This window comes from Phycobacter azelaicus, assembly GCF_014884385.1.
In the GTDB taxonomy this organism is placed as follows: Bacteria; Pseudomonadota; Alphaproteobacteria; order Rhodobacterales; family Rhodobacteraceae; genus Phycobacter; species Phycobacter azelaicus.
On record NZ_WKFH01000003.1, the window covers coordinates 791707 to 816611 of the forward strand.

Genomic DNA, 24905 nt, shown 5'->3' on the forward strand with positions numbered 1-24905 from the left:
CTCAGCGCCCCAGGTAAACATCGATGACTTCGGGATCGGCGGTCACATGGTCCAATCCCCCTTCGGCCAGAACCGCGCCTTCATGCAGCACGGTGACCTTGCAGTTGAGGCGACGGACGAACTCCATATCGTGTTCGACGACGACCACCGCGCGGGTTTTGGCGGCCTCCACCAGCAGATCAGTGGTATGCGCACGTTCCTCAGGCGTCATGCCCGCCGCCGGTTCATCCACCAAAAGCAGCCGCGGCTCCTGCGCCAGAAGCATGCCGATTTCGAGCCACTGTTTCTGCCCGTGTGACAGCTCTCCGGCGATCCGATCGAGTTGATCCGAGAGGCCGACCTCTGCCGCCAACTCCTCGACCCGAGCAATGTCGGCATCTGAGGCGCGAAACAACAGCACCGCGATCACCCAGCGGTCCTTTTTCAGGGCCATCATTAGGTTGTCGCGCACCGACTGATCCTCGAAAACCGTGGGTTTCTGGAACTTGCGTCCAATCCCTTGCCGCGCGATCTGCGCCTCGTCCATGTCCAAGAGTGACACGGATTTCTCGCCCCAGATCACCCGACCTTCATCGGGGCGCGTCTTGCCGGTGACGATATCCATGAAGGTGGTCTTGCCCGCGCCATTGGGGCCGATCACCGCGCGCAGCTCGGCCTCAGCGATCTGGAACGACAGGTTGTTGATCGCCTTGAAACCGTCAAAGCTGACGGAGACGCCCGAGACTTCCAGAAGCGTGCTCATGTGCGGTCCTTTCGCTGCAAGAGGTCAAAGAGGCCACCGATGCCTTTCGGCGCAAAGAGCGTCACGAGGACAAAGGACAGGCCCAGGATCACCTGCCACCAGTCCACCCATTTGATGGTGTAGAACCCCAGCGGGATGTCTGGCGCCTGCCCGCCGGTGAACCATGTGGACACAAGCGAGACAAAGGCAGCGCCGATCACCGCGCCATAAAGCCGCCCGCGCCCGCCGATGGCGACCCAGACCGCCAGATAGATCGAGGCCACCGGCGCCATTTCCGCCGGATTGATGATGCCCGCCTGCGGGTAATAAAGCGCCCCGGCAATGGCGGCGATGCAGGCCGTAAGGGTAAATACGGCAAGCTTGAAGGTCTCGACCGGGTAGCCAAGGAAGCGCACGCGGGCCTCGTTGTCGCGGATGCCGCGAATGACCGAGCCAAACTTGCCCGACACCACCCAGGCCGCCAGCATGTAACCCAGCCCCAAGGCCAGCGCAGAGGCCCAGAAGAACCACATGGAGACCTCTGCCTGCGGCGCCTCCACCCCCGGCAGGTTCTGCAGGCCCGACAGACCATTGTTGCCGCGCAGGCCAGAGTCGTTCTGGAACAGGTAAAGGGCCAGCGCCAGCGTCATGGCTTGCGTCAGGATCGACAGGTACACGCCCGTGACCCGGCTGCGGAAGGCAAGCCAGCCGAACACCGCCGCCAGCACGCCCGGCACCAGCACCACCAGCATGAGCTGCAGCACCAGACTGTCGGCGAAGATCCAGACCACCGGGAATTCGCTGCTGCCGACAACGCCAAAGATCTGCGTGCCGATGGCATCGACCACCTCGGCCTCGGTCGGGGGGATATCGCCCTGCGCCAATGCCTCGGTCACGATGAGGCGGGTGCGCTCGTACATCAGCCACATGCCGATCATGTAACCGCCAAGCCCGAAGAAGGCGAAATGACCCAGCGACAGGATACCGGTGTAGCCCCAGATCAGATCCATCGCGATGGCGATCAGACACAGGCACAGGGTCTTGCCCAACGTCTTGACAAAGCTCGTCGGAATGAGCCCCGCTCCCGGCCCTTCGGCCAGCAGGGTCACCACAAGGGTAAAGAGCGCAAGGATCGCGAGAAAGACCAGCACAGAGGGGTTCTTTGAAATGAATGACTGTCGCATGGATCAATCCCCCGCCGCACGGCCCTTGAGGGCGATGATCCCTCTTGGGCGGAACTGAATGAAGATGATGATGAAGATGATCATGTAGGTCTGCGCCGCCAGCGTGTTGGACGGGTTGAGCCACTCGATTCCCTTTTGCAAGGAGCCGATCATCGCCGCACCGGCGAGCGTGCCAAAGATATTGCCGACACCGCCCACAACTACGGTCATGAAGCTTTGCACGATGTAATCCTGTCCCAGCTCGGATGTGACCTTGGCAAATAGGCCGATAGCAACTCCCGCAATCCCGGCAATCCCCGATCCCAAACCAAAGGTCAGCATGTTCACCCTACCTGGATTGATGCCCATCGAGGACGCCATGCGCGGGTTCTGCGTCACCGCGCGGGTTTCCAGCCCCAGCCGCGTGCGCCGCATGATGAAAAGGAACAGAGCGAGGAAGATCAGCGCCAGCACGAAGATCGCGATACGGATATAGCTGATCGAGACCACATCATTGATCACCCAGGCGCCATCCAGCCAGCCCGGCGCCGTCAGCGGGCGGGCCTGCGTGCCGAAGATGTTCTTGGCGAGCTGTTGCAGCGCGATGGAGATCCCGAAGGTCGCCAAGAGCGTCTCAAGCGGGCGGTTATAGAGATGCCGGATCACCAGCCGCTCCATCGCGACCCCGGCGGCGAATGTGACGGCAAAGGCCAGCGGGATGGCGACCAGGATCGACACCGTGTGGTTGGGGATCACCTGCTGCACCACGTAGCCGGTGTAGGCGCCCATCATGATGAACTCGCCATGGGCCATGTTGATGACCCCCATCAGGCCGAATGTGATGGCAAGGCCGATGGCCGCAAGGAAATAGATCGACGCGAGAGAGACCGCATCCAGCCCCAGATCCACCGCCTGGTTGAGCGCAACCTTGGTGCCAATGCTGTCCAGCGCCTGCTCGGCAGCATCCGTCACCGCAGCGGATGGTTCAGCGTAGGTTTCAAAGAACACATAGCGGTTCAGGGCGACGGTGATCGCCTCTTCGCCCACGAAGGGCGGCACCTTCCCGTCCGAGGCAAGGCTTTCGTAGACCTTTTGACGGACCATCTCGTTTGACAGCTGCGCCAGCGGCACGCCCGCAACGCGTCCGCCCTTGATATGGTCGGCAAGGGTCTGGCGCAGGGCATCCGGGGTGGTGCGTTCGGGCACATGACCGCCCGCAACCAGCATGTCATAGGCGTCAGTGCGGGACAGGCTATCCTCGCCGGGTGTCAGGGTGCGGGCAATATTGCGTCCCTCGGGCAGTTCCTCAGCCACCTCTACCGTAACAGCGACCAACGGGTTGAGCGCGGCGCGCACATCGACGCTCAGATCACCGGACAGACCTTCGATGGCGGCGATCCGCTCTGCCTCATCCGCGCCGTAGGCGATGGTCAATAGCAAGGCGAGCCGCGTCTTGCGGGCTTTCAGGACCGGATCGTCCTCCCGCGCAATGGAAGCCCTTAGGGGTGCCAGCAGGTCCGCGCCCGGCGCGCGTTCAATCGCCAGCAGGGCCTCGGCGCGGGTGGCGGGATCGGGATCACTCAGCTGGAATTGTACAAGGGCGGTGGCGATCAGAGCGCGCACGCCGCTGTTGGGTTTGAGCTGTTTCAGCTCTTTCTTGGGATATTCCCCTGCCAAAGTCCCATCATCGGGGCTGCTGAGGGCATAGGTGCGCTTGGCGACTTCCTTACCGACAAAAAACAAGCCGTCCTGTTTTCGCTGCCAGACGTCCTTGTTCTGCCAGGCCTCAAGGAAGCCACGGGCCTGCGGCAGACCACTGGCCGCGATACTGTCGATCACCGGCCCGATGGTCTTGCGCGAGCTTTTCTCGATCAGCGCGCGGTTGTCCTGTAACAGCTGCTGCAGTGGGCCATCGGCCGCAGGTGTCTGGGCAAGGCTGACCTGACACGCGCAGATCAGCGCGAGGCAGGCAAGGAATAGTCGTTTCATGTCTTTGAGATCCGCCCTGAAAATGATGCCCTCAAAGACTCCGGTTCGGCGTCAGGTCGAGGGCGTCAGCCGGGGCGGAGGCACAAGCCCCCGCCGCGACACTGTTCTTCTCGGTTCAGAAGATCAGTAGTTCGAAAGCGTCTGCACGCAGGTCTTGGTCTCGGTGTTGTACATACCGCAGCCCAGATCCTTCCAGTCGGACATCAGAACCGCCGATTCCGGCAGGAAATCGGTCCATGCATCGCCCGGCACCGGATCGGTTGCCGAGATGATGTCGAACTGTCCGTCTTCCTGGATTTCGCCAATCAGCACCGGCTTGGCCAGGTGGTGGTTCGGCAGCATCACAGCGGTACCGCCAGTGAGGTTCGGGAACTCCTGCCCGTACATGGCGGTACGCACAGCATCCACGTCAGCCGTACCAGCGGCGGTCACCGCGTTGGCCCACATGTTGAAGCCGATGTAATGCGCTTCCATCGGGTCGTTGGTGACACGCTCTTCGCCCATCAGCTCTTTCCACTTGGCAACGAAGGCCTCGTTGGCTTCGGTGTCAGCCGACTGGAAGTAGTTCCAGGCCGCCAGATGACCGACCAGATTGGAGGTATCGAGACCCGAGAGTTCCTCTTCACCGACCGAGAAGGCCACCACCGGGATGTCATCGGCGGAAATGCCTGCAGCAGCCAGTTCCTTGTAGAAACCGATGTTGGCATCGCCATTGATGGTGGAGATCACGCCAACCTTCTTGCCATCTGCGCCCAGCGCCACCACGTCAGCAACGATCTTGGACCAGTCGGAATGGCCAAAGGGGGTGTAGTTCACAAAGATATCGCTTTCGGCGATGCCTTTGCCCTTGAGATAACTTTCAAGGATGTTGTTGGTCGTGCGCGGGTAGACATAGTCGGTACCCAGCAGCGCGAATTTCTCAACACCCAGTTCCTCAAGGAAGTAATCAGTCGCCGGGATCGCCTGCTGGTTGGGCGCGGCACCGGTGTAGAAGACGTTCTTGGAGCTTTCCTCGCCCTCATACTGGACGGGGTAGAACAGCAGGCCGTTCAGCTCTTCGATGACGGGCAGCACGGATTTACGGCTCACGGAAGTCCAGTTGCCGAAGATCACGTCGACCTCATGCACGGTCAGCAGCTCGCGTGCCTTTTCAGCAAACAGCGGCCAGTCGGAGGCCGGGTCGACCACGACCGCTTCCAGCTCACAACCCAGAAGGCCGCCCTTTTCGTTCTGATCGGCCACCAGCATCAGCATGGTGTCTTTCAGGGTGGTTTCGGAAATCGCCATGGTGCCCGACAGCGAGTGCAGAACACCCACCTTGATGGTACAATCGGCGGCCATACCGGCTCCGGCGGTCATCCCAAGGGCCAGCACGCTGGCAGCGGTTTTCTTGAAGAAGCTCATCATTCCCTCCAGGCAGGGCGCACCTGTTCCGTCTCTTTCCCTTGCGGAAGAAGGGCGGCGGCACTAGGTCAACCCTGCAACTGTTGTTGCAAAACGTGTGGCGGTCTGATCGAGGTCCAATTCGTGTGGCCGCCACACTCCCATGACCCGCATGTCGAAACCTGCGAGCCACAGTCAGGTTTCTGCAGCGCGGCACTCTTGGCAAACCCTTGCATCCACCGCTTACCGACGAATCCGTCTTTGCCCAAATTCTGGGCGCTCTTTTCCGTCCTCGATTAATCTTTGATCGGCTTTGCTTGTGAAGCGGCCATTAAGCGCCTGCAAAATGGTCATTGCCGCCTGCAAAGCGCAGTCTCTTAAGCAACTGGTAAGACTCATCATCAGCCGCGGGAGAGCGCAAGATAACCGAAGCCGCCGTCATATCGCAGCAGGGTACACACCCCGTCATACCCCCCCAGCCCCGTGCTGTGGGGCGCGCATGTGTCTCGACCCACTATAAGGACGGCGCGGTCCGCCTGAAGGCTCTGCACCAGGCGGGCGCAATGAAACTGTTGTTTCCTCAAGGCCGCCCTCATCCCGAGGCAGTATTGGTGAATACAGCCGGCGGCATCACCGGCGGAGACCAGTTCAGCGTCTCGGCCGCGGCGCGTGAGCATGGCAAACTTACGGTCACCACCCAGGCCGCCGAACGCGCCTATCGGGCCCAGCCGGACGAGACCGGGCGGATGGAGACCCGGCTGGAGCTTGCCGGCGGCGCGCAGCTCAACTGGCTGCCGCAGGAGACCATTCTCTTCGAGGGCTGCCGCTTTTCCCGCTTGTTACATGTCGACATGGCCCGCGATGCGCGGTTTCTGATGGTGGAGCCTGTCGTCTTTGGCCGCATGGCAATGGGCGAAGAGCTGCGCGATGCCACCTTCAGCGATCGCGTGGAAATCCACCGCGACGGACACCTCATCTACTATGACGGGGTGGATCTTTCGGGCGACATCGCCGGCACGCTTGACCGCCCCGCCGTTGCCGCAGGCGCGCGCGCCATGGCGGCGCTGGTGCTGGCTGCGCCCGATGCCGAAGCCTGGCTCAAACCCTTGCGTGAAATGCTGCCCGCAACCGGCGGCGTGTCGCTTGTCACTGATGGCCTTCTGGTGCTGCGCCTCTTGGCAGAAGACGGTTTCACCCTGCGCCAAAGCCTTGTTCCCATTCTTGACCGGCTGACCGAGACCGGCCTGCCGCGCTGCTGGAGACTATAGATCCGATGAACCTGACCCCCCGTGAAAAAGACAAGCTGCTGGTCGCCATGGCCGCCGAAGTCGCCCGCAAGCGCCTGGCGCGCGGCGTGAAGCTCAATCACCCCGAGGCCATCGCCCTGATTACCGATGCGGTGGTGGAAGGCGCCCGCGACGGGCGTTCGGTCGCCGAGATGATGGAGGCAGGCGCCGCCGTCATTTCCCGAGATCAATGCATGGAAGGCGTCCCCGAGATGATCCACGAGGTTCAGGTCGAAGCCACCTTTCCCGATGGCACCAAGCTGGTGACCGTTCACAACCCCATTCGATGAATTCCTTGAGGAGACCCCAGATGAAACACCTGCCCGCTCTCGCGTCTGCCATCACGCTCACCGCTGGTCCGGCCCTGGCCCATGGTGGGGCGCACCTGCATCCGCATGGATCGGAAAGCTGGCTGCCTGTCATCCTGGCGGCACTGACCGTAGGGGGTGCTGCGGCGCTGGCCTACGTACGGTCGCGCAAATGATCCCCGGAGAGCTGTTCCCCGCCCACGGCGATCTGACCCTGAACGAGCGCTCCGACGCGATAACCCTGATGGTGGCCAATACCGGCGACCGCCCGGTGCAGGTCGGCAGCCACTATCATTTCGCCGAGGCCAATCCGGCGCTCGATTTCGACCGCAATGCGGCCCGGGGTATGCGGCTTGATATCGCTGCTGGCACCGCCGTGCGGTTCGAACCCGGCCAGCGCCGCGAGGTACAGCTGATCCCCATCGGCGGCGCGCGCAAGGTCTATGGTTTCAACCAGCAGATCATGGGGGATTTGTGAGCGTGGCAGACCGGTGCGTTTCAATTCAGAGGGCGGCGCCCGGCCCGAGGGTGGGCGTGAAGCGCCCGCCCATGGGGGCGGGTCGGGCGCTGCCCGGCGTACCGCCGGGCGGATCACCACCAGCCGCGCCACTGACCGAGAATAGCAAGGAAAAACAGGGCGTACCCCAGCGCCTGAAGAGTGAATGAAAGGTTGGTCATGTGCTGCTCATTTGTTGATCCACGACACAGACAACCACGTTTGAGATTCACCTCCAAGGCCAGAGCCAAGCGCAGGGGACAGGGTGTCCTCGAACCGAAAAGCGCAAGTTACGAAGCCCTAAAGAAACAATATTTTTTGGTACACATGCCATCGTGCACCCACCGGACTGGATAGGAACACCAGACATGCCTGCAAAACTTTCCCGCGCTGACTACGCCGCCATGTATGGCCCCACCACCGGGGACAAGCTGCGGCTGGCTGATACCGATCTGATCATCGAAGTGGAATGCGACCTGATCGCTGAACGCGCGGGAGAGAACGCGCCTTTGTATGGTGAAGAGGTGAAATTTGGCGGTGGCAAGGTGATCCGCGACGGCATGGGACAATCTCAGGCCACCCGCGCCGCAGGGGCCGTGGATACGGTGATCACCAATGCTCTGATCGTCGATCACTCTGGCATCTACAAGGCGGATGTTGGCCTCAAGGACGGGCGCATCCACAAGATCGGTAAGGCGGGCAACCCCGACACCCAGCCCGGCGTCGATATCATCGTCGGCCCCGGCACCGAAGCCATCGCAGGCGAAGGGCGGATCCTGACGGCGGGCGGTTTTGACAGCCATATCCATTACATCTGCCCCCAGCAGATCGAGGATGCGCTACATTCGGGCCTTACCACCATGCTGGGCGGCGGCACCGGGCCAGCCCACGGGACACTGGCCACCACCTGCACCCCCGGTGCCTGGCACCTTGGCCGCATGATGCAGGCGGCGGATGCCTTCCCGATGAACCTGGCCTTTGCAGGCAAAGGCAATGCCTCGCTTCCGGCTGCGATTGAAGAGCAGGTGCTTGGCGGGGCCTGCGCGCTGAAACTGCATGAGGACTGGGGCACCACCCCTGCGGCAATCGATTGCTGCCTTGGGGTGGCCGATGCGATGGATGTACAGGTGATGATCCACACCGATACCCTGAACGAAAGCGGCTTTGTCGAACACACCGTCGCCGCAATGAAGGGGCGCACCATCCACGCCTTCCACACCGAAGGCGCGGGCGGTGGCCATGCCCCCGACATCATCAAGATCTGCGGCGAGGATCACGTTCTGCCCTCCTCGACCAACCCGACGCGGCCCTTCACCGTCAACACCATCGAGGAACACCTCGATATGCTGATGGTCTGTCACCACCTCGACAAATCCATCCCCGAGGATGTCGCCTTTGCCGAAAGCCGCATCCGCCGCGAGACCATCGCCGCCGAGGATATCCTGCACGACATGGGCGCCTTTTCGATCATCGCCTCCGACAGCCAGGCCATGGGCAGGGTGGGCGAAGTGCTGATCCGCACCTGGCAGACCGCCGACAAGATGAAGAAACAGCGCGGTCGCCTCGCCGAGGAGACCGGAGAGAACGACAATTTCCGGGTTCGTCGCTATATCGCCAAATACACCATCAATCCTGCCATCGCCCATGGCATCTCGCATGAAATCGGCAGCGTCGAGGAAGGCAAACGCGCCGATCTGGTGCTTTGGAACCCGGCCTTTTTCGGGGTGAAGCCCGAGATGGTTCTGATGGCGGGCACCATCGTCTGCGCGCAGATGGGCGATCCCAATGCCTCGATCCCCACTCCGCAGCCGGTCTATTCCCGGCCCATGTGGGGCGCTTATGGCCGCTCAGTCGAACATTCCGCCGTGACCTTTGTGTCCGAGGCAGCGCAGGCCGATGGGCTGCGCGACAAGCTGGGGCTGGCGAAACAGACCGTTGCCGTCAAAGGCACCCGTGGCATCGGCAAGAGGGATCTGCGCCTCAATAGCGCAACGCCCCAAATCGAGGTCAATCCCGAAACCTATGAGGTGCGCGCGGATGGTGAGTTGCTTACCTGCGAGCCCGCCAAAGAGCTGCCCATGGCGCAGCGCTACTTTTTGTACTGAGGAGCGCAAAAAATGAGCGTTTTCATAACGTTGCGCCAGGCGCATGGCAGCCATTCCAACTCAGGACTAGCTAGGTCAGAATTGATGTCCTATCTTCAACACCAATGGGAGGAGTTCACAACTGAAACAGGAGTGACCTCCAATGGCATATACGACACATCACACCGCATCGGCTGCTCCGGCCAGCCCGATCTCTGCTCTGAAAATCCTGGCGAAACCGTTCGTGGCGATCGGCAACGGGCTGGTGGCACTTGGCGAGGCCAACGATCGCAGCCGCAAGGTTCAAACCTTGATGGCGATGAGCGATGCGGAGCTGGCAGAGCGCGGTCTCAAGCGCGACCAGATCGTTCAGCACGTCTTCTCGGACGTCTATTACATCTGAGCCGGGACGCGGCCCCGGACACATCGCTGCGCGGGGGGCTGTCATGACCGCCCCCACGCATCTGCACACAATGGTTGCCCGTCAGTATCACGGGCATGCGCATGAGCCACAGCCCAAGGACAGGGTTGTTCTGGACTATGACGCGCGATTTCTGCGCCGCAAGGTGCTGACCACCGAAAGCGGCGCGCGTCTTCTGGTGGATCTGCCGCAGACGACCTCTCTGGACCAAGGCGGTGTTCTGCTGCTTGAGGGCGGTGGCGAGATTTCCGTGGTCGCCGCGCCGGAAGACCTGCTGGAAATCACAGCAGAAAAGAAGGGAGATCTGGTCCGCCTTGCCTGGCACATCGGCAATCGCCACACCCCCTGCCAGATCACGCCCGAGCGGCTTCTGATCCAGCGCGACCATGTGATCCGCGCAATGCTAATGCAACTTGGCGCAACGGTGAAGGAAGTGACCGAATCCTTCACGCCCGAGGGTGGCGCCTATGGCCACGGGCGCACGCATTCCCACGATCACGGGCATACTCACGGGCACGAGCACAGTCACGATCATGCAAAGGGGCACTCTCATGAGCATTGAGCCCGGCGCGGTCCTGTTGATGCAATGGCTTTCTCCGGCCTACCCGGTGGGCGCCTTCGCCTATTCTCATGGGCTTGAGGCCGCCTGCAACGCGGGTCAGATCACCAACGCCGAGACCCTGTCGGATTGGCTCGGGGATCTGCTGCTCTATGGCAGTGGACGCAGCGATCCGATCATCCTTGCCGCCGCATATCAGGCGCAGGATGACGCGGCCTTGGTGCAGGTGGATGCCCGCGCCCGAGCCTTTGCACCCTCCCGTGAACGGCTGGCCGAAACGGTGAGTCAGGGCGCTGCCTTCTGTCAGACAACACGTGGCATCTGGGGGGACGATCTGCCGGATCTCACCTATCCAGTTGCTGTGGGCCGCGCGGCGCGGCTGCATGGGCTGTCTCTGGATCTGACCTTGCAAATGTATGTTCATGCCTTCGTGTCGAACTTGGTCGCCGCCGCCCAGCGGCTGGCTCCGGTGGGTCAGCTTGAGGGACAGCAGGTACTGACCGAGTTGGCGCCCCTGATCCGGGATGTCGCGCAGAATGCGCTTCAGACGGATCTGGGTGCTTTGGCCGGGGCAAGCTTTATCTCAGACATCGCATCGATGCATCATGAAACCCAGTATTCGAGGATCTTCCGCTCATGAGCAGTTTCAACGGACCTTTGCGAGTCGGCATCGGCGGGCCGGTCGGCGCCGGCAAGACCACCCTTACGGCGCAACTGGCGCGCGCGCTGTCGCCCCACCACTCGATTGGGGTGATCACCAACGATATTTACACCCAGGAAGATGCCGAGGCGCTGATGCGCATGCAGGTGCTGCCGCAGGACCGGGTGATCGGTGTGGAAACCGGCGGCTGTCCCCATACTGCCATTCGCGAAGACGCCTCGATCAACCTGGCAGCCGTGGCCGAGATGCAGGCCCGCCACGCCGATCTCGAGATCGTGCTGATCGAAAGCGGTGGCGACAACCTGTCGGCCACCTTCAGCCCCGAGCTGGCAGATGTAACCCTTTACGTGATAGATGTGGCAGCGGGCGAAGAGATCCCTCGGAAGGGCGGCCCGGCTATTACCCGATCTGATTTGCTGATCATCAACAAGACCGACCTTGCACCGCATGTCGGCGCTTCGCTGGAGGTGATGGAGCGAGATGCCCACCGCATGCGCAGCGCCCTCCCCTTTGTTTTCACCAGCCTGCGTCATGGCAAGGGTGTTCCAGATGTCGTTTCCCATCTGTGCAGAATAGGCGGTGTCACCTCTCCGCTGCTTCTTGAAGAAACCGGATGAGTGGAAGGCATCAGACAAACGCTCCCACGCCTTCAACCGCCTTTGAAAAGGCGCTTTCCGTCTTGGGCCCGGCGCCGCGCAAAGCGCGGCGCCGGGCCCAACTGCGAGGAGGTATTCCGGGAATACCCCGCAGCAGGCGGGAGCCTATGCGCCGATACTCTTTTGCCGCCCACAGCTTCGCAATTGACGCACAGGCGGCGGATTGTGATAACCCAGCCGAAACCCTTTACTGCCTATTGTGCGCAAACCAATTTACGCCTAAAAGCGTTAGCGCTAACTTTTGTTGCTTTGACCTGAAGCCTCAAGGCTCCCGGACCAGGCTTCAAACGATTTGCAAGGATCATTTGGAATGAATGACATCTGGGAAAACTTGGTAAAGCAGAGGGCGGCTACCGCTGAAATCCCTCTTATTACGCTATGCGAGACACCGGACAGGTTTGACCGATTTTCGGCCAGTAGCGACGAGCTGCTGTTGGATTTTTCCAAAACATCGCTGGATGACACCAGCCTGTCTCTGCTGATCAGACTGGCCGAAGGCGCCAAACTATCAGACCACATTGATGCGATGTTCTCGGGCGATAGGATCAACTCGACAGAAGATCGCTCCGTTTTACACACCGCCCTGCGCGCACCCGCAGGTCGCAAGATCATCGTGGACGGCACAGACATCATACCCGCCGTGCAGGAAACCCTGCACCGGATGGAGGACTTCGCCGGAGCCCTGCGCAGCGGTACGTTCCAAACGGCAGGCGGCCAAGCCTTTACCGATGTGGTCAATATCGGGATCGGCGGCTCTGATCTGGGGCCGGTCATGGCAACTCTTGCCCTCGCCCCCTACCACGATGGCCCACGCTGCCATTTCGTCTCCAACGTCGATGGCGCCCATATCGCCGACACACTGAGGCGCCTCAACCCCGAAACCACGCTGGTGATTATCGCCTCCAAGACCTTCACCACGACCGAGACTATGGCCAATGCCGAAACCGCGCTGAAGTGGCTGTGCGCGGCGTTGGGAGATCAGGCAAGCGGACATCTTGCGGCAGTGTCCTCGGCCCTCGACAAGACGGCCGCCTTTGGCATCCCGCCCGAGCGTGTCTTTGGGTTCGCCGATTGGGTCGGCGGCCGCTATTCCATGTGGGGGCCGGTTGGACTTCCGATCCTGATTGCGGTGGGGCCTCAGAACTTTCGCGCCCTCCTCGGCGGTGCGGCAGCCATGGATGACCATTTCCGCACCGCGCCCTTTGCCCGGAACCTGCCGGTCCTCTTGGGATTGATCGGAATCTGGCACAACAATATCTGCAGCTATGAAAGCCGCGCGGTGCTGCCTTACGAACAGCGCCTTGCCCGACTGCCCGCCTACCTTCAGCAGCTTGACATGGAAAGCAATGGCAAGGGCGTCACGCTGGAAGGAACGTCCCTGACCCGCGACTCCGGCCCCATCGTCTGGGGGGAGCCGGGAACCAATGGTCAGCACGCTTTCTATCAACTGCTTCACCAGGGTACCCGCGTGATTCCAGCCGAGTTCCTGATTGGCGCCGAAGGACACGAACCGGACCTTGCGCACCAGCATCGCATGCTGGTGGCCAACTGCCTGGCCCAATCCGAGGCGTTGATGCGGGGCCGCAGCCCTGAAGAGGCACGCTCGATCGCTGCAAAGCGCGGTTTCGAGGGCGCAGATCTGGACCGCATGACGGCGCATCTAACCTTTCCCGGCAACCGCCCCTCTGTCACCATCGCCTATGACAAGCTGACCCCTTTCGTGCTGGGCCAGATTATTGCGCTATATGAACACCGTGTTTTCGCGGAAGGCGTGATTTGGGGCATCAACTCCTTCGACCAGTGGGGTGTGGAACTGGGCAAGGAACTTGCGCTCAGCCTCCTGCCCATGGTCGAGGGCGCCGAAAGCGATGGCAAGGACAGCTCTACCCGGGGGCTTTTGTCGAAACTTACCCGCAAGACGGGCTGATAGAGAACCGGCCCGAACGAAGGAACAGGCAGTCACATGGTTTCCCGCGTTATCCCCGTAGACCCGTTCGATCTGGTCCTGTTCGGCGCCACCGGCGATCTGGCCCGCCGCAAGATCCTGCCAAGTCTGTTTCACCGCTTCCAGATCGGCCAGTTCGATGCGCAAACGCGCATCATTGGCACCTCGCGCGCGGACCTTGACCGGCAAGGCTTTCGCAACATGACGGCCGATGCCATCCGTGAGTTCGGTCAGCCGGGGGAAACCACCGAGGCGGATATCGCCGCCTTTGCAGAGCTACTCGACTATGTGCCGGTGGACGCGCGCGGCGACACTGGCTGGGACGAACTCGGTCAGCATCTGCGCGAAGACGTAATCCGTGCATTTTACCTCTCGGTCGGCCCCAACCTGTTCACTGATATCGCGGACCAGCTGAGCGCCAGTGGTATCGCCACGCCCGACAGCCGCATCGTGCTGGAAAAACCCTTTGGCCACGATCTGGCCTCGGCGCAGGCGCTGAACCAAGCGCTGCGGGCGCATTTCCAAGAGGGTCAGATCTATCGGATCGACCACTACCTCGGCAAGGAAACCGTACAGAACCTGATGGCGCTGCGTTTTGCCAATTCCCTGTTCGAACCCTTATGGAACTCTTCCCATATCGACCATGTTCAGATCACCGTCGCCGAAAGCATCGGAGTCGAGGGGCGCGGCGAGTATTACGACAAATCGGGTGCCATGCGGGACATGGTGCAGAACCACCTGATGCAGCTTCTGTGCCTCACCGCGATGGAGCCGCCTGCCCGTTTCACGCCAAACGCGGTACGCGACGAAAAGGTCAAGGTGATCGAGGCGCTCAATCCCGTCGCCCCCGACGACATTGCCCGCGGCCAGTATCGCGGCAAGAACGGTGACAGCTACCGTGACCATGCGGGCAACCCTGACAGCACCACCGAAAGCTTTGTCGCGATGAAGGTGCAGGTGGCGAACTGGCGTTGGGCCGGCACGCCGTTTTACCTGCGCACCGGCAAATGCCTGCGCGAGCGCGTGTCCGAAATCGCGGTCTATTTCCGTGACCCACCGCACAACATCTTTGAAGGCGCAGACGGGGTACATGGCAATGTACTTGTGATCCGCCTGCAACCCGATGAGGGCATCACGCTGCGCACCACGATCAAGGATCCCGGCCCCGGCGGCATGCGTCTGACGGGCGCGAACCTTGATATGACCTTTGCCGAATCCCTGCCCGACGCAGGCCGCCCCCAAGACGCCTATGAGCGGCTGATCATGGATGTGATCCGGGGCAATCAAACCCTGTTCATGCGCGGCGACGAGGTCGAGGCCGCATGGGCCTGGGCTGACCCCATCATCGCTGGCTGGACCGAGGCAGGTACCGAGCCACAACGCTATGACCGCGGCGGATCCGGCCCCGAGGATTCGCTGCTCCTGATGCACCGCGACGGGCGCCGATGGCGCGGTATCGGAGACTGACCCTCATCCCACGCCTCACCCGCCCCATTCCGCCTGCCCCAGCCAGCCCGCGCCAGACACCCGAAAGGCATCTCACATGAGCTTGAACAAGACACTCAAAGAGGTCACCGAACGGATCATCACCCGCAGCGCCGAGACCCGCAGCGCCTATCTGGACCGCATGCGGGCGGCCAAAAGCCAGGGCCCGGCACGGGCGCACCTGTCCTGCTCGGGTCAGGCCCATGCCTATGCCGCGACCGGCGCCGATCAGGGCACGCTTGCCACCGGCAGCGCAGGGCATCTGGGCATAGTCACCGCCTATAACGACATGCTCTCGGCGCATCAGCCGTTCGAAACCTACCCCACCCTGATCCGCGATGCCGTGCGCGCCGCGGGCGGCACGGCGCAGGTTGCGGGGGGGGTGCCTGCCATGTGTGACGGCGTCACCCAGGGTGAGGCCGGCATGGAGCTAAGCCTGTTTTCCCGCGACACCATCGCGATGGCGACCGGGGTTGCGCTCAGCCACAACGTGTTTGACGCGGCGGTCTTTTTGGGCGTCTGCGACAAGATCGTACCAGGACTCGTCATTGGCGCGCAGACCTTTGGCCATCTGCCCGCCGTCTTCCTGCCGGCGGGGCCGATGACCAGCGGGCTGGCAAACGATGAAAAGGCCAAGATCCGCCAGAAGTTCGCCGCCGGTGAAATAAGTCGGGAGGAGCTGCTGGCGGCCGAGATGGCCGCCTACCACGGCCCCGGCACCTGCACCTTCTACGGCACGGCCAACACCAACCAGATGTTGATGGAGTTCATGGGCCTGCACCTGCCCGGCGCCTCTTTCGTCAATCCCGGCACGCCCCTGCGCGAGGCACTGACCATTGAGGGCGCGAAACGGGCACTCTCGCTCTCGGCCCTCGGCGACAGCTACACGCCGGTCTGCGATGTGCTGGACGAAAAAGCCTATGCCAACGGCATCGTCGGATTGATGGCCACCGGTGGGTCGACCAACCTGTTGATCCACCTCATCGCAATGGCGCGCGCCGGGGGCGTGATCCTCGATTGGCAGGATTTCGCGGATCTGTCGGATGTGGTGCCGCTTCTGGCGCGGGTCTATCCCAATGGCCTCGCGGATGTGAACCATTTCCATGCCGCAGGCGGACTTGGCTATATGATCGGGGAGCTATTGAATGCCGGCTTCCTGCATCCCGACACCAAGACCGTCGCGGGCACCGGGCTAGAACACTACACAAAGGAACCCTTCCTGACCGACGAAGACCTTACCTTCCGCCCCGGCACCACCAAATCGCTGAACGAGGGCGTTTTGCGCCCCGCTGCGGAACCTTTCCAGAAAACCGGCGGGCTCAAGCGTCTGACTGGCAGCCTTGGCACAGCAGTGATCAAGGTCTCCGCCGTCGCCGAGGAGCACCACGTGATCGAGGCCCCAGCCCGTGTCTTTCACGATCAGGACGAGGCCAAAGCCGCCTTCAAGGCAGGCGAGTTCACCGGCGATGTGATCCTTGTGGTGCGCTTTCAAGGGCCTAAGGCGAACGGCATGCCGGAACTGCACAGCCTGACGCCCATGCTGGGCATTCTGCAGGGCAAGGGGCACAAAGTGGCGCTGGTGACTGATGGGCGCATGTCGGGGGCCTCGGGCAAGGTGCCCGCCGCCATCCACGTGGTCCCCGAGGCGCTGGACGGCGGCCCAATCGCCCGCATCCGCGATGGTGACATGCTGCGGCTGGATGCCACGAGCGGCACGCTCGATGTGCTGAGCCCCGGCGCGCTAGAGAGGGAGCCTGCCACTGCCGACCTCTCGACCTATCAGCATGGCACAGGGCGCGAGCTGTTCTCGCTGTTCCGACGCGCCGTCACCTCTGCCGATACCGGCGCCAGCGTATTCGGAGATTGACCCCCATGAGCATCACCCCCAAAAACGCCAGCGCCCGCACCCTCGAGATCTGCCAGATGGCACCCATTGTGCCGGTACTTGTGGTACATGATATCGCCCATGCCCGCCCCCTGGCCGAGGCATTGGTGGCAGGCGGTCTACCCGCGCTGGAGGTAACGCTTCGCACCCCCGCAGCCCTTGATGTGATCCGTGAAATGGCCTCGGTGCGCGGTGGCGTCGTCGGTGCTGGCACACTGGTGACGCCTGAGGATGTGGCCGCAGCCGTCGAAGCAGGCGCGCAGTTTGGTGTCTCTCCCGGTGCCACCGACAGACTTTTGGATACCTGCGAGGCCGCAGGCCTGCCGATGCTCCCCGGCGCGGCCACAGCTTCCGAGGCCATGCGCCTGCTGGAGCGCGGCTATGACATGCTGAAATTCTTCCCGGCCGAGGCCTCGGGCGGCGCACCGGCGCTCAAGGCCATCGGCGCGCCCCTGCCGCAGATCTCATTCTGCCCCACGGGCGGAATCAGCCCAGAGAACGCCAAGACCTACCTGTCGCTGCCCAATGTGGTCTGTGCAGGCGGCAGCTGGGTCGCCCCGGCGGATCTGGTGGCGGCAGGCGATTGGGATGGGATTACCAAACTGGCCAAAGCGGCGCGGGCGCTGGCAGCAGGCTGAGACGCTACAGATGGCGGGTTGACAGAACACGCCGCTTCCACGAAGTATCTCGACCAATTCAAAATTGGTTGCAGCTAATCTGGCTGCACCCACATCAGTAGAGACAGCCATGCAGTCCTTTACCACCCGCCCCGAGATCCGCGGCAGTTTTGGGGTCGCCACCTCGACCCATTGGATCGCCTCGGCCGTGGGCTTTGGCATTCTGGAAAAGGGCGGCAATGCCTTTGATGCTGCCGTGGCGACGGGTCTGGTCCTGCAGGTGGTTGAGCCGCATCTGAACGGCCCTGCGGGCGATCTTCCGGCGATCTTCCATTCCGTCCGCACAGGCAAGACCGAGGTTCTTGCCGCGCAAGGTCCGGCCCCGGCGGGCGCCACCATCGAACACTACAAGGCGCAAGGCCTGTCGCTGATCCCCGGCTCGGGGCTGCTCTCCACTGTGGTGCCCGGCGCTTTTGATGGCTGGATGCTGATGCTGCGCGATCATGGCAGCCTGTCCCTGCGCGAGGTGATGAGCCCCGCCATCGACTATGCCCGCGACGGCCACCCGGTACTGCCGCGTGTGGCCAATACCATCGCGGATCTGGCTGAATATTTCGCCCGCGAATGGCCCTCCTCTGCCCAGGTCTGGACACCGGGCGGCGCGGCCCCCGAAGCAAACGCAATGTTCCGCAACCCCGACCTTGCCGCCACCTATCAGCGCCTTGTGGAAGTAGGTGAGGCTGCAGGCGAAGACCGCACAACACAGATCGATGCCGCGCGCACCGCTTGGGCCGAAGGTTTCGTGGCCGATGCGGTCTTTGACTACCTGTCGGACGCCTGCGTGCATGATGGCTCCGAGCAGAAAAACCGCGCGGTTCTGGCCCCCGCCGACATGGCGGGCTGGCGCGCAGGCTATGAGCCAACGCTGACCTACGACTATCACGGCTGGACCGTGCACAAGACCCACGCCTGGTCGCAGGGGCCGGTGCTGCTGCAGGGGCTGGCGATCCTGAAACATTTCGACCTGGGCGCGATGGATCCCCTTGGGGACGAGTTCACTCACACGGTGATCGAAGCCATGAAGCTCGCCTATGCCGACCGCGAGGCCTATTACGGGGATCCCGCGCACAGCGAGGTGCCGATGGAGGTACTGCTGTCGGATGGCTACAACGCAGAGCGCGCAAAGCTGATCACGCGTGAGGCCTCGTTGGAGCAGCGTCCGGGCCGGGTGCCAGGGTTCGAAAATCTGGCCGACGCCTATATAGAGCGCGCGTCCCGCGATTTTGGCGTTGCGGATGCCGCCCCGCAGGAACCCACCATGGCCCACCTGACCGAGAAACGTGGCGATACAGTCCATCTCGACATCATCGACCGCTGGGGCAATATGGTTTCGGCCACACCCTCGGGCGGCTGGCTACAGTCCAATCCGGTCATTCCCGGGCTTGGCTTTCCGCTCAATTCGCGCGCGCAGATGTTCTGGCTGGAGGAGGGCCTGCCCACCTCGCTCGCGCCGGGGCGCCGTCCGCGGACCACCCTGACGCCGAGCCTTGCCGAAAAAGACGGGCAGCGGCTGGTCTTTGGCACACCGGGAGGGGACCAGCAGGACCAGTGGCAGCTGATCTGGTTCCTGCGCTTCGTCCACCATGGGTTCGACCTGCAACAGGGACTGGATGCGCCTTTGTTTCACACCATGCATTTTCAGGGCAGCTTCTTCCCGCGCGAGGCGCGTCCCGGCGAGATGATGATCGAGGCCAGCTATGAAGCCGCCACTATCGCCGCCCTGCGCGCCCGTGGCCATATCGTGACCGTGGCCGACCCCTGGACCGTCGGCCGCCTGACAGCCGCCCTGCGCCATGCGGATGGCACGCTGCAGGCCGCAGCCACGCCGCGCCTGATGCAGGCCTATGCAATCGGCCGCTAGGCCACCACCTCACACAGCCCCACAAGGGAATACACCATGCTTGATATGAACACGCTTCTGACCCTGGCCGCCGTCGCCGCAGGTTCGGGCATCGTCGGCGGCATCCTTGCCGGTCTTCTGGGCGTCGGCGGCGGCATTGTCATCGTGCCGGCGCTCTACTTTGCCCTGTCCTTCACCGGTATGGAGCCCGCGCTGACGATGCAGGTCGCGGTGGGTACATCCCTATCCACCATCGTCTTTACCTCGCTGTCCTCGGGCTATGGCCACTACAAGAAGGGCGCCATCGACATGGATCTGCTCAAACTCTGGGCGCCGTCGATCCTGGTGGGTGTGGTAATCGGCGGTATCCTCGGCGGGGTTGTCTCGGGGCAGGTTCTGATCGCCGTCTTTGCCACGGTTGCCGTCCTCGTCGCGCTCGACATGATCCTGCGCAAGGCACAGGACAGCGATAATCCCCGCAGTTTTTCCAAACCCGTCTGGGCGGGGCTTGGCGTGGTTGCGGGATCAGTTTCGGCCATGATGGGCATCGGTGGCGGCACCGTCTGCGTGCCGATGCTAAACTTCCTCGGCTATGACATCCGCAAGGCGGTGGGCACGTCGGCTGCCATCGGTTTCATCATCGGTGTCCCCGGCGCGTTGATCTACATGGCGACGGGATTTGGCGCCGAAGGTCTGCCACCTTTCTCTCTTGGGTATGTGAACCTCTTCCTGGCCGCCGTGATCATCCCGCTCAGCACCACATTTGCGCGGGTGGGAGTGAAGCTGGCCCACAGCATCCCGCGCCGCGCGCTGCGCCTGTCGTTCGGTCTGTTTCTACTGATAACCTCGGCCCGAATGTTCAAGGATCTGTTCTTCGGATAAGGCATTATGACCGCTACAACCTCAAGCGACGAAGAAATCGCAGACCGCCTGCGTCAGCAGATTGCTGCAGGCGATCTGCTGAACCGGGATGGTCGCCTGCCCCCTGAGCGCGATTTGGCAAAAGCGGAGGGCGTGAGCCGTACCCGCCTGCGCCGGGTTCTGGATCTGCTGGCCGCCGATGGCACGATCTTCCGCCGCCGGGGTCAGGGCACCTTCGCCCTGCCGCCCCCGGCGACCGACGCGGCGCGCCTGAAGCCCCTTGCCCGCCGCATTACCCCGGCCGAAGTGATTGAGGTCCGCCTCGGGCTGGAGCCGACACTGGCGGCGCTCGCCGCAACCCGCGCCAACGCGCAGGAGCGCGAGCAGTTCAGCCAGATTGCAGAAGCCAGCCAGACGGCAGAGGATCAGGCAGCCTATGACGCGGTAGATGACATCTTTCACTACAAGATCGCCGAGATGGCCCACAATGCCCTGTACCTCGCGATGTATGAAGAGATCCGCAGTGTCCGGCGTGAGGCCAACTGGACCCGCAAACGGGCCGAGACCTATTCGGATGACGTCTTTGCCCTGCTAGCCCGCCAGCACCAGACACTCGCCACTGCGATCATCAACCATGACGCTGCAGGGGCCGAAATCGCAATGAGAGACCATCTGCGCACGGTCGCCAGAACACTGGCGCGCGCCGATCAAGGCTAAAACAAAAGGCCTGCACAGAACACGCAAGGCGGCGGCAGGCAAATTGTCTCAGGTGGGGCGTCTTTCCACGACCTACTGACAACTCGCACGAATCAGCGCAAGGCGTCGAACCAAGGCAAAAATCATTTTAAACATAATTATCAAATACTTAATAAACGAATTGCCGCGCACCGGGGCTTTCGGTTTTCAAACCGATCCGCGGATGCCAACACGTGACATGACAATCGTTTTTCCTTTCACATCGCCGTGAACTTGCGCTATCGAAAAGCCATGAGCCGCCTGTCTACACGTTTTTGCCTGCGCCTTTTGACGGCACTGGTCTTCACCATAACCATGGTGACGGTCGGATTTGGGCATCAGCGCGTGACGACCAAGGACGCCCCCGTAAGCCCCGAGATCCTTGCGATCTACGGCGAAGCAGCGGCGGATTTCTGCGGCGAATTCAGCGATAGCGGAAAAGCGAACGCAGACTCCTGCCCGCTGTGTCGGCTGGTCGATGCGGCAACGCTGCCCGAGCCTTTGTGCTTTTACCGCAAGTTGGAATATGTCGCCCTGCCGGAGCGGGTCGCCGAAACGGCCGTTCTACCGCATGTACACGCGCGAACCTCCCATGGACCACGTGCACCGCCCACAGCCTGATCCGGCGGGTTTGACCTGACGGTCGGCAGCCCTGCGCTGCCTCCTCCATGCCCTCCCCCGAAATCTGTGCCCCGGCGCGGCGAATTCGTTGCATTGCATCGATCAGTGCCCGTTGCCTGCGGCTAATGCCCTTTTCCGTGTCGGCACCCTGTGCCCGCACGCGTCCACCCACAAACTCTGGAGAACCTCCCGTGCTGAACGCTTTTGCACGCCTCTTGTCCGGCATCCTGCTGGCAGTCGCTCTCATCTCGCCCGCAGCGGCCGAGACCATCACCATCAAGGACGCCTACGACCGTGAGGTCGAAGTGCCCGCAAACCCTGACCGCATCCTGCTTGGCTTTTATTTTGAAGACTTCTTCGCCGTTGGTGGCGAGGATGCCTATGACCGCGTGGTAGCCATTTCCCGCAGCCCCTGGGAAGGCTGGCGCGGCCTGCAATGGAAGGCCTATGTAAAGGCCGTTCCGCGTATCGACACCATTGCCGATGTGGGAGAAGTGGACAGTGGTACCTTCTCGCTAGAAGCCGCACTGGCCGCCAAGCCTCAGGTCGCAATCCTGGCGGGCTGGCAGTACAACGCCCTTGGCGATGGGGTTCAGCGGCTCGAAGCCGCCGGTATCCCGGTGGTGGTGCTGGATTTCAATGCGCAGACCGTTGAAAAACATGTCGCCTCCACCCTGGCGCTGGGTCAGATCCTGGGCGCAGAGGACCGCGCAAGCGAACTGGCCATGTCCTATAAGGCCGCTGTCGAAGACGTGACCAAGCGCCTGGAAGGCGTCACCGCGCGTCCCAAGGTCTATGTCGAACTGGCCCGCAAGGGGGCCGATGAGGTGGACAACTCCTATGGCAACACCATGTGGGGCCGCCTGATCGAAACCGCGGGCGGCACGAACATCGCCGCCACCGAGATCGAGAAATGGGGCCCGCTCAGTCCCGAGTATGTGCTGGCGCAAAACCCCGAGGTGATCTTCCTCGCCGGATCCGGCTGGTTGGGCCGCGACAAGGCCGTGATCATGGGGCCGGGCATCGATTCCTCCCTCTCGCATGACCGGATGCAGCCCTATACCCACCGGGCAGGTTGGGGCGGTCTATCTGCCGTGCAGGACGGCAATATCCATGCCATCTACCACGGCGGTGCGCGCACGCTCTATGACTATGTCTTCCTGCAGTATCTCGCGAAGGCCTTGCATCCTGAGCTTTTCGCAGATGTGGACCCGGAGGCTAACCTTGAGGCTTTCTTTGCCAAATACATGCCGATCCAGTTCAAGGGCACCTATATGACCCGGCTGCCGGATCCCGCAAACGGATGACCTCTGTACCTGAAACCACTATGGACGGGGCGGTTTACGCCGCCCCTCTCTATGCCCGCATCATTGCGCGGCGTGTCTTATGGCTGACCCTAGGGGCACTCGCCCTGGGTCTGGCAATAGTGCTCGATATCCTCACCGGCCCGGCGATGCTGGGTCTGACGGATGTTCTGCACTCCCTTTTCCTTCCTGGCTCGGCGGATGCCACCAATGTGGTTATCGTCTGGTCTATCCGCCTGCCCATGACCCTGATGGCCGTCACCATCGGTGTCGCGCTGAGCGTTGCGGGCGTTGCCATGCAGACAATCCTCGGCAACCCCTTGGCCAGCCCCTATACGCTGGGTCTATCGGCCGCCGCCGGTTTCGGAGCGTCGCTCGCTCTGCTCACCGGGATCACCCTACCGATCCTCGGCCTGTTCACCGTGCCCTTTGCCGCCTTCGTGGCCTCCGCCTGTGCCTCCGCACTCGTTTACGGGTTTTCCCGCGTGCGGGGGATGAGTTCAGAGATCATGGTGCTGGCTGGGATTGCAACGCTGTTCCTGTTCCAGTCGCTGCAATCCATGCTGCAATACATGGCGGAGCCCGAAGTGCTTCAGGCCATCGTCTTCTGGCTGTTCGGCTCGCTCCTGAAGGCAAGCTGGACCAACCTGCCGATCAGCACGGGCCTGACCGCGCTTTGTGTCCTTGCCCTGATCCCGGACCTCTGGCGCCTCACCGCCCTGCGCATGGGGGACGAGCGCGCCGCCGCTGTTGGCGTCGATGTGGGCAGGCTCAGGATCCGGGTCTTCACCCTCACCGCCCTGTTGACCGCAGGCGCGATCTGTTTCGTCGGCACCATCGGCTTTGTCGGCCTTGTCGCGCCCCATATTGCCCGCATGCTGGTGGGGGAGGATCAGCGCTTCCTTCTGCCCATGGCCGCCCTGACCGGCGCCTTTGTCATGGTCGCGGCCTCGGTCCTGTCCAAGCTAATCTCACCCGGTCACGTCATCCCGATCGGCATCGTCACGGCAGTCTTTGGCGTGCCCTTCCTGTTCATCCTGATCCTGCGCGGCAAGAGGAAAAGCTGGTGAGCCTTTCGATCCAATCCCTTTATGCCAGCCACGGGCGCAAACCGATCCTGACCGATGTTAGCGCCCGGATTGAAACGGGGCAGATCACTGCCCTGATCGGCCCCAACGGCACCGGAAAATCGACCCTGCTCAAGGCAATTTCCGGTCTTTTGCCTGCCACCGGAACCGTCACCCTGAACGGCGATGTTCAGAATGCGCCCAAGCGGCGAGAAGTCTTTGCCTATATGCCGCAGGACAGCGGCGCGCAAAGCAGTATCAGCGTGTTCGAAGTGGTTCTCTTGGGCCGTATGCGCAGCCTTGGCCTCTCCGTGCCGCAAGCCTTGCAGGACGAGGTTGAAGCCACGCTGGCCCGCTTCGGCATCGCCCATCTGGCAGACCGCGCGCTGGATCAGATCAGCGGCGGGCAGCGACAGATGGTGTTCCTTGCGCAAGCCATGTTCCGCCGCCCCGAGGTGCTGCTTCTGGATGAACCCACCGCTGCGCTCGACATGCGACATCAACTTGTCGTTCTGGACGCCGTTCAGGAAACCGTTCGCCGTCAGAACATGATCGCGGTGATCGCGCTTCATGATCTTAACCTCGTGGCGCAGTTTGCCCAGCACGTGATCTGCCTCTCTGGCGGGCGTGTTGCTGCCGAAGGTTCTTGCGTAGAGGTGCTGACTCCAGAGCGTCTTGCGGCGCTCTATGGCGTTCATGCGGAGGTTTCGACAAACGCGCAGGGTGATCTGCGCATCCGCCCGATCAGACCTGTCTGA

24 protein-coding genes are annotated in these 24905 nt (G+C 62.3%); 20 read left to right on the top strand and 4 right to left on the bottom strand.

From position 1 onward, the window contains the following. Position 1: 1 nt before the first annotated feature. The 4 genes from urtD to urtA all read right to left on the bottom strand — a co-directional run bounded on the left by urtD (position 2) and on the right by urtA (position 5232). Positions 2-742, bottom strand: coding sequence for an urea ABC transporter ATP-binding protein UrtD (urtD, locus tag INS80_RS04915; protein ID WP_192964559.1), 741 nt, complete (start codon positions 740-742; stop codon positions 2-4). Continuing rightward, positions 739-1905, bottom strand: coding sequence for an urea ABC transporter permease subunit UrtC (urtC, locus tag INS80_RS04920; RefSeq protein WP_192964560.1), 1167 nt, complete (start codon positions 1903-1905; stop codon positions 739-741). Before urtC ends, urtD begins: the two co-directional genes overlap by 4 nt. Before the next feature lie 3 nt (positions 1906-1908). After that, positions 1909-3873 (bottom strand): urea ABC transporter permease subunit UrtB, encoded by a 1965-nt coding sequence (gene urtB, locus INS80_RS04925; protein ID WP_192964561.1) that lies wholly within the window; start codon positions 3871-3873, stop codon positions 1909-1911. 123 nt (positions 3874-3996) lie between these two features. Next, complete coding sequence (gene urtA / locus INS80_RS04930) at positions 3997-5232, bottom strand: urea ABC transporter substrate-binding protein (RefSeq protein ID WP_226892708.1); 1236 nt, start codon at positions 5230-5232, stop codon at positions 3997-3999. 512 nt (positions 5233-5744) lie between these two features. Between urtA and INS80_RS04935 the strand changes: the two genes are divergently transcribed. From INS80_RS04935 to INS80_RS05030, 20 genes are all read left to right on the top strand, one after another. Further along, positions 5745-6524, top strand: coding sequence for an urease accessory protein UreD (locus tag INS80_RS04935; RefSeq protein WP_500796523.1), 780 nt, complete (start codon positions 5745-5747; stop codon positions 6522-6524). A 5-nt stretch (positions 6525-6529) separates the two neighbouring features. Further along, the gene (locus tag INS80_RS04940; RefSeq protein ID WP_192964564.1) at positions 6530-6832 is read left to right on the top strand and encodes an urease subunit gamma; all 303 of its coding nucleotides are present in this window, start codon (positions 6530-6532) and stop codon (positions 6830-6832) included. Positions 6833-6852: 20 nt separating this feature from the next. Then, a complete protein-coding gene (locus INS80_RS04945; RefSeq protein WP_192964565.1) occupies positions 6853-7026 on the top strand; it encodes a hypothetical protein in 174 nt (57 codons plus the stop codon). Then, the gene (locus INS80_RS04950) at positions 7023-7328 is read left to right on the top strand and encodes an urease subunit beta (protein ID WP_192964566.1); all 306 of its coding nucleotides are present in this window, start codon (positions 7023-7025) and stop codon (positions 7326-7328) included. Before INS80_RS04945 ends, INS80_RS04950 begins: the two co-directional genes overlap by 4 nt. A 386-nt stretch (positions 7329-7714) precedes the next feature. Next, positions 7715-9451, top strand: coding sequence for an urease subunit alpha (gene ureC, locus INS80_RS04955; protein ID WP_192964567.1), 1737 nt, complete (start codon positions 7715-7717; stop codon positions 9449-9451). 142 nt (positions 9452-9593) lie between these two features. After that, entirely contained in the window at positions 9594-9833 is a 240-nt protein-coding gene (locus INS80_RS04960; protein WP_192964568.1) for a DUF1127 domain-containing protein, read from the top strand. 43 nt (positions 9834-9876) lie between these two features. Next, entirely contained in the window at positions 9877-10413 is a 537-nt protein-coding gene (gene ureE, locus INS80_RS04965) for an urease accessory protein UreE (protein ID WP_192964569.1), read from the top strand. Then, positions 10403-11050, top strand: a complete 648-nt coding sequence (locus tag INS80_RS04970) for an urease accessory protein UreF (RefSeq protein WP_192964570.1) — start codon at positions 10403-10405, stop codon at positions 11048-11050. Before ureE ends, INS80_RS04970 begins: the two co-directional genes overlap by 11 nt. Further along, entirely contained in the window at positions 11047-11688 is a 642-nt protein-coding gene (ureG, locus tag INS80_RS04975) for an urease accessory protein UreG (RefSeq protein ID WP_192964571.1), read from the top strand. Before INS80_RS04970 ends, ureG begins: the two co-directional genes overlap by 4 nt. A 349-nt stretch (positions 11689-12037) precedes the next feature. Continuing rightward, positions 12038-13654, top strand: a complete 1617-nt coding sequence (gene pgi / locus INS80_RS04980; RefSeq protein ID WP_192964572.1) for a glucose-6-phosphate isomerase — start codon at positions 12038-12040, stop codon at positions 13652-13654. 36 nt (positions 13655-13690) lie between these two features. Further along, positions 13691-15139: a glucose-6-phosphate dehydrogenase gene (zwf, locus tag INS80_RS04985; protein WP_192964573.1), complete on the top strand. Its 1449-nt coding sequence runs from the start codon at positions 13691-13693 to the stop codon at positions 15137-15139. A gap of 76 nt (positions 15140-15215) precedes the next feature. Further along, positions 15216-17024, top strand: coding sequence for a phosphogluconate dehydratase (gene edd / locus INS80_RS04990; protein ID WP_192964574.1), 1809 nt, complete (start codon positions 15216-15218; stop codon positions 17022-17024). Between the two features lie 5 nt (positions 17025-17029). Then, complete coding sequence (eda, locus tag INS80_RS04995) at positions 17030-17680, top strand: bifunctional 4-hydroxy-2-oxoglutarate aldolase/2-dehydro-3-deoxy-phosphogluconate aldolase (RefSeq protein ID WP_192964575.1); 651 nt, start codon at positions 17030-17032, stop codon at positions 17678-17680. A gap of 109 nt (positions 17681-17789) precedes the next feature. After that, positions 17790-19580 (top strand): gamma-glutamyltransferase family protein, encoded by a 1791-nt coding sequence (locus tag INS80_RS05000; RefSeq protein WP_192964576.1) that lies wholly within the window; start codon positions 17790-17792, stop codon positions 19578-19580. 36 nt (positions 19581-19616) lie between these two features. Continuing rightward, positions 19617-20441, top strand: a complete 825-nt coding sequence (locus INS80_RS05005; protein ID WP_192964577.1) for a sulfite exporter TauE/SafE family protein — start codon at positions 19617-19619, stop codon at positions 20439-20441. 6 nt (positions 20442-20447) lie between these two features. Further along, the gene (locus tag INS80_RS05010; RefSeq protein ID WP_192964578.1) at positions 20448-21137 is read left to right on the top strand and encodes a FadR/GntR family transcriptional regulator; all 690 of its coding nucleotides are present in this window, start codon (positions 20448-20450) and stop codon (positions 21135-21137) included. Between the two features lie 270 nt (positions 21138-21407). Beyond that, on the top strand, positions 21408-21776 hold the full coding sequence (locus tag INS80_RS05015) for a hypothetical protein (RefSeq protein WP_192964579.1): 369 nt from the start codon (positions 21408-21410) through the stop codon (positions 21774-21776). 191 nt (positions 21777-21967) lie between these two features. Further along, complete coding sequence (locus tag INS80_RS05020; RefSeq protein ID WP_369411369.1) at positions 21968-23083, top strand: ABC transporter substrate-binding protein; 1116 nt, start codon at positions 21968-21970, stop codon at positions 23081-23083. Between the two features lie 20 nt (positions 23084-23103). Next, positions 23104-24150: a FecCD family ABC transporter permease gene (locus INS80_RS05025; protein ID WP_192964581.1), complete on the top strand. Its 1047-nt coding sequence runs from the start codon at positions 23104-23106 to the stop codon at positions 24148-24150. Beyond that, positions 24147-24905: an ABC transporter ATP-binding protein gene (locus INS80_RS05030; RefSeq protein ID WP_192964582.1), complete on the top strand. Its 759-nt coding sequence runs from the start codon at positions 24147-24149 to the stop codon at positions 24903-24905. Before INS80_RS05025 ends, INS80_RS05030 begins: the two co-directional genes overlap by 4 nt.

Coding starts and splice junctions, on each gene's coding strand:
- INS80_RS05015 (WP_192964579.1), top strand. CDS start 21,408: ATGAGCCGCCTGTCTACACGTTTTTGCCTGCGCCTTTTGACGGCACTG.
- ureG (WP_192964571.1), top strand. CDS start 11,047: ATGAGCAGTTTCAACGGACCTTTGCGAGTCGGCATCGGCGGGCCGGTC.
- urtB (WP_192964561.1), bottom strand. CDS start 3,873: ATGAAACGACTATTCCTTGCCTGCCTCGCGCTGATCTGCGCGTGTCAG.
- INS80_RS04945 (WP_192964565.1), top strand. CDS start 6,853: ATGAAACACCTGCCCGCTCTCGCGTCTGCCATCACGCTCACCGCTGGT.
- INS80_RS04950 (WP_192964566.1), top strand. CDS start 7,023: ATGATCCCCGGAGAGCTGTTCCCCGCCCACGGCGATCTGACCCTGAAC.
- INS80_RS05010 (WP_192964578.1), top strand. CDS start 20,448: ATGACCGCTACAACCTCAAGCGACGAAGAAATCGCAGACCGCCTGCGT.
- urtD (WP_192964559.1), bottom strand. CDS start 742: ATGAGCACGCTTCTGGAAGTCTCGGGCGTCTCCGTCAGCTTTGACGGT.
- ureC (WP_192964567.1), top strand. CDS start 7,715: ATGCCTGCAAAACTTTCCCGCGCTGACTACGCCGCCATGTATGGCCCC.
- urtA (WP_226892708.1), bottom strand. CDS start 5,232: ATGACCGCCGGAGCCGGTATGGCCGCCGATTGTACCATCAAGGTGGGT.
- INS80_RS04960 (WP_192964568.1), top strand. CDS start 9,594: ATGGCATATACGACACATCACACCGCATCGGCTGCTCCGGCCAGCCCG.
- INS80_RS05000 (WP_192964576.1), top strand. CDS start 17,790: ATGCAGTCCTTTACCACCCGCCCCGAGATCCGCGGCAGTTTTGGGGTC.
- zwf (WP_192964573.1), top strand. CDS start 13,691: ATGGTTTCCCGCGTTATCCCCGTAGACCCGTTCGATCTGGTCCTGTTC.
- INS80_RS04940 (WP_192964564.1), top strand. CDS start 6,530: ATGAACCTGACCCCCCGTGAAAAAGACAAGCTGCTGGTCGCCATGGCC.
- INS80_RS04970 (WP_192964570.1), top strand. CDS start 10,403: ATGAGCATTGAGCCCGGCGCGGTCCTGTTGATGCAATGGCTTTCTCCG.
- ureE (WP_192964569.1), top strand. CDS start 9,877: ATGACCGCCCCCACGCATCTGCACACAATGGTTGCCCGTCAGTATCAC.
- edd (WP_192964574.1), top strand. CDS start 15,216: ATGAGCTTGAACAAGACACTCAAAGAGGTCACCGAACGGATCATCACC.
- eda (WP_192964575.1), top strand. CDS start 17,030: ATGAGCATCACCCCCAAAAACGCCAGCGCCCGCACCCTCGAGATCTGC.
- pgi (WP_192964572.1), top strand. CDS start 12,038: ATGAATGACATCTGGGAAAACTTGGTAAAGCAGAGGGCGGCTACCGCT.
- urtC (WP_192964560.1), bottom strand. CDS start 1,905: ATGCGACAGTCATTCATTTCAAAGAACCCCTCTGTGCTGGTCTTTCTC.
- INS80_RS05025 (WP_192964581.1), top strand. CDS start 23,104: ATGGACGGGGCGGTTTACGCCGCCCCTCTCTATGCCCGCATCATTGCG.
- INS80_RS05005 (WP_192964577.1), top strand. CDS start 19,617: ATGCTTGATATGAACACGCTTCTGACCCTGGCCGCCGTCGCCGCAGGT.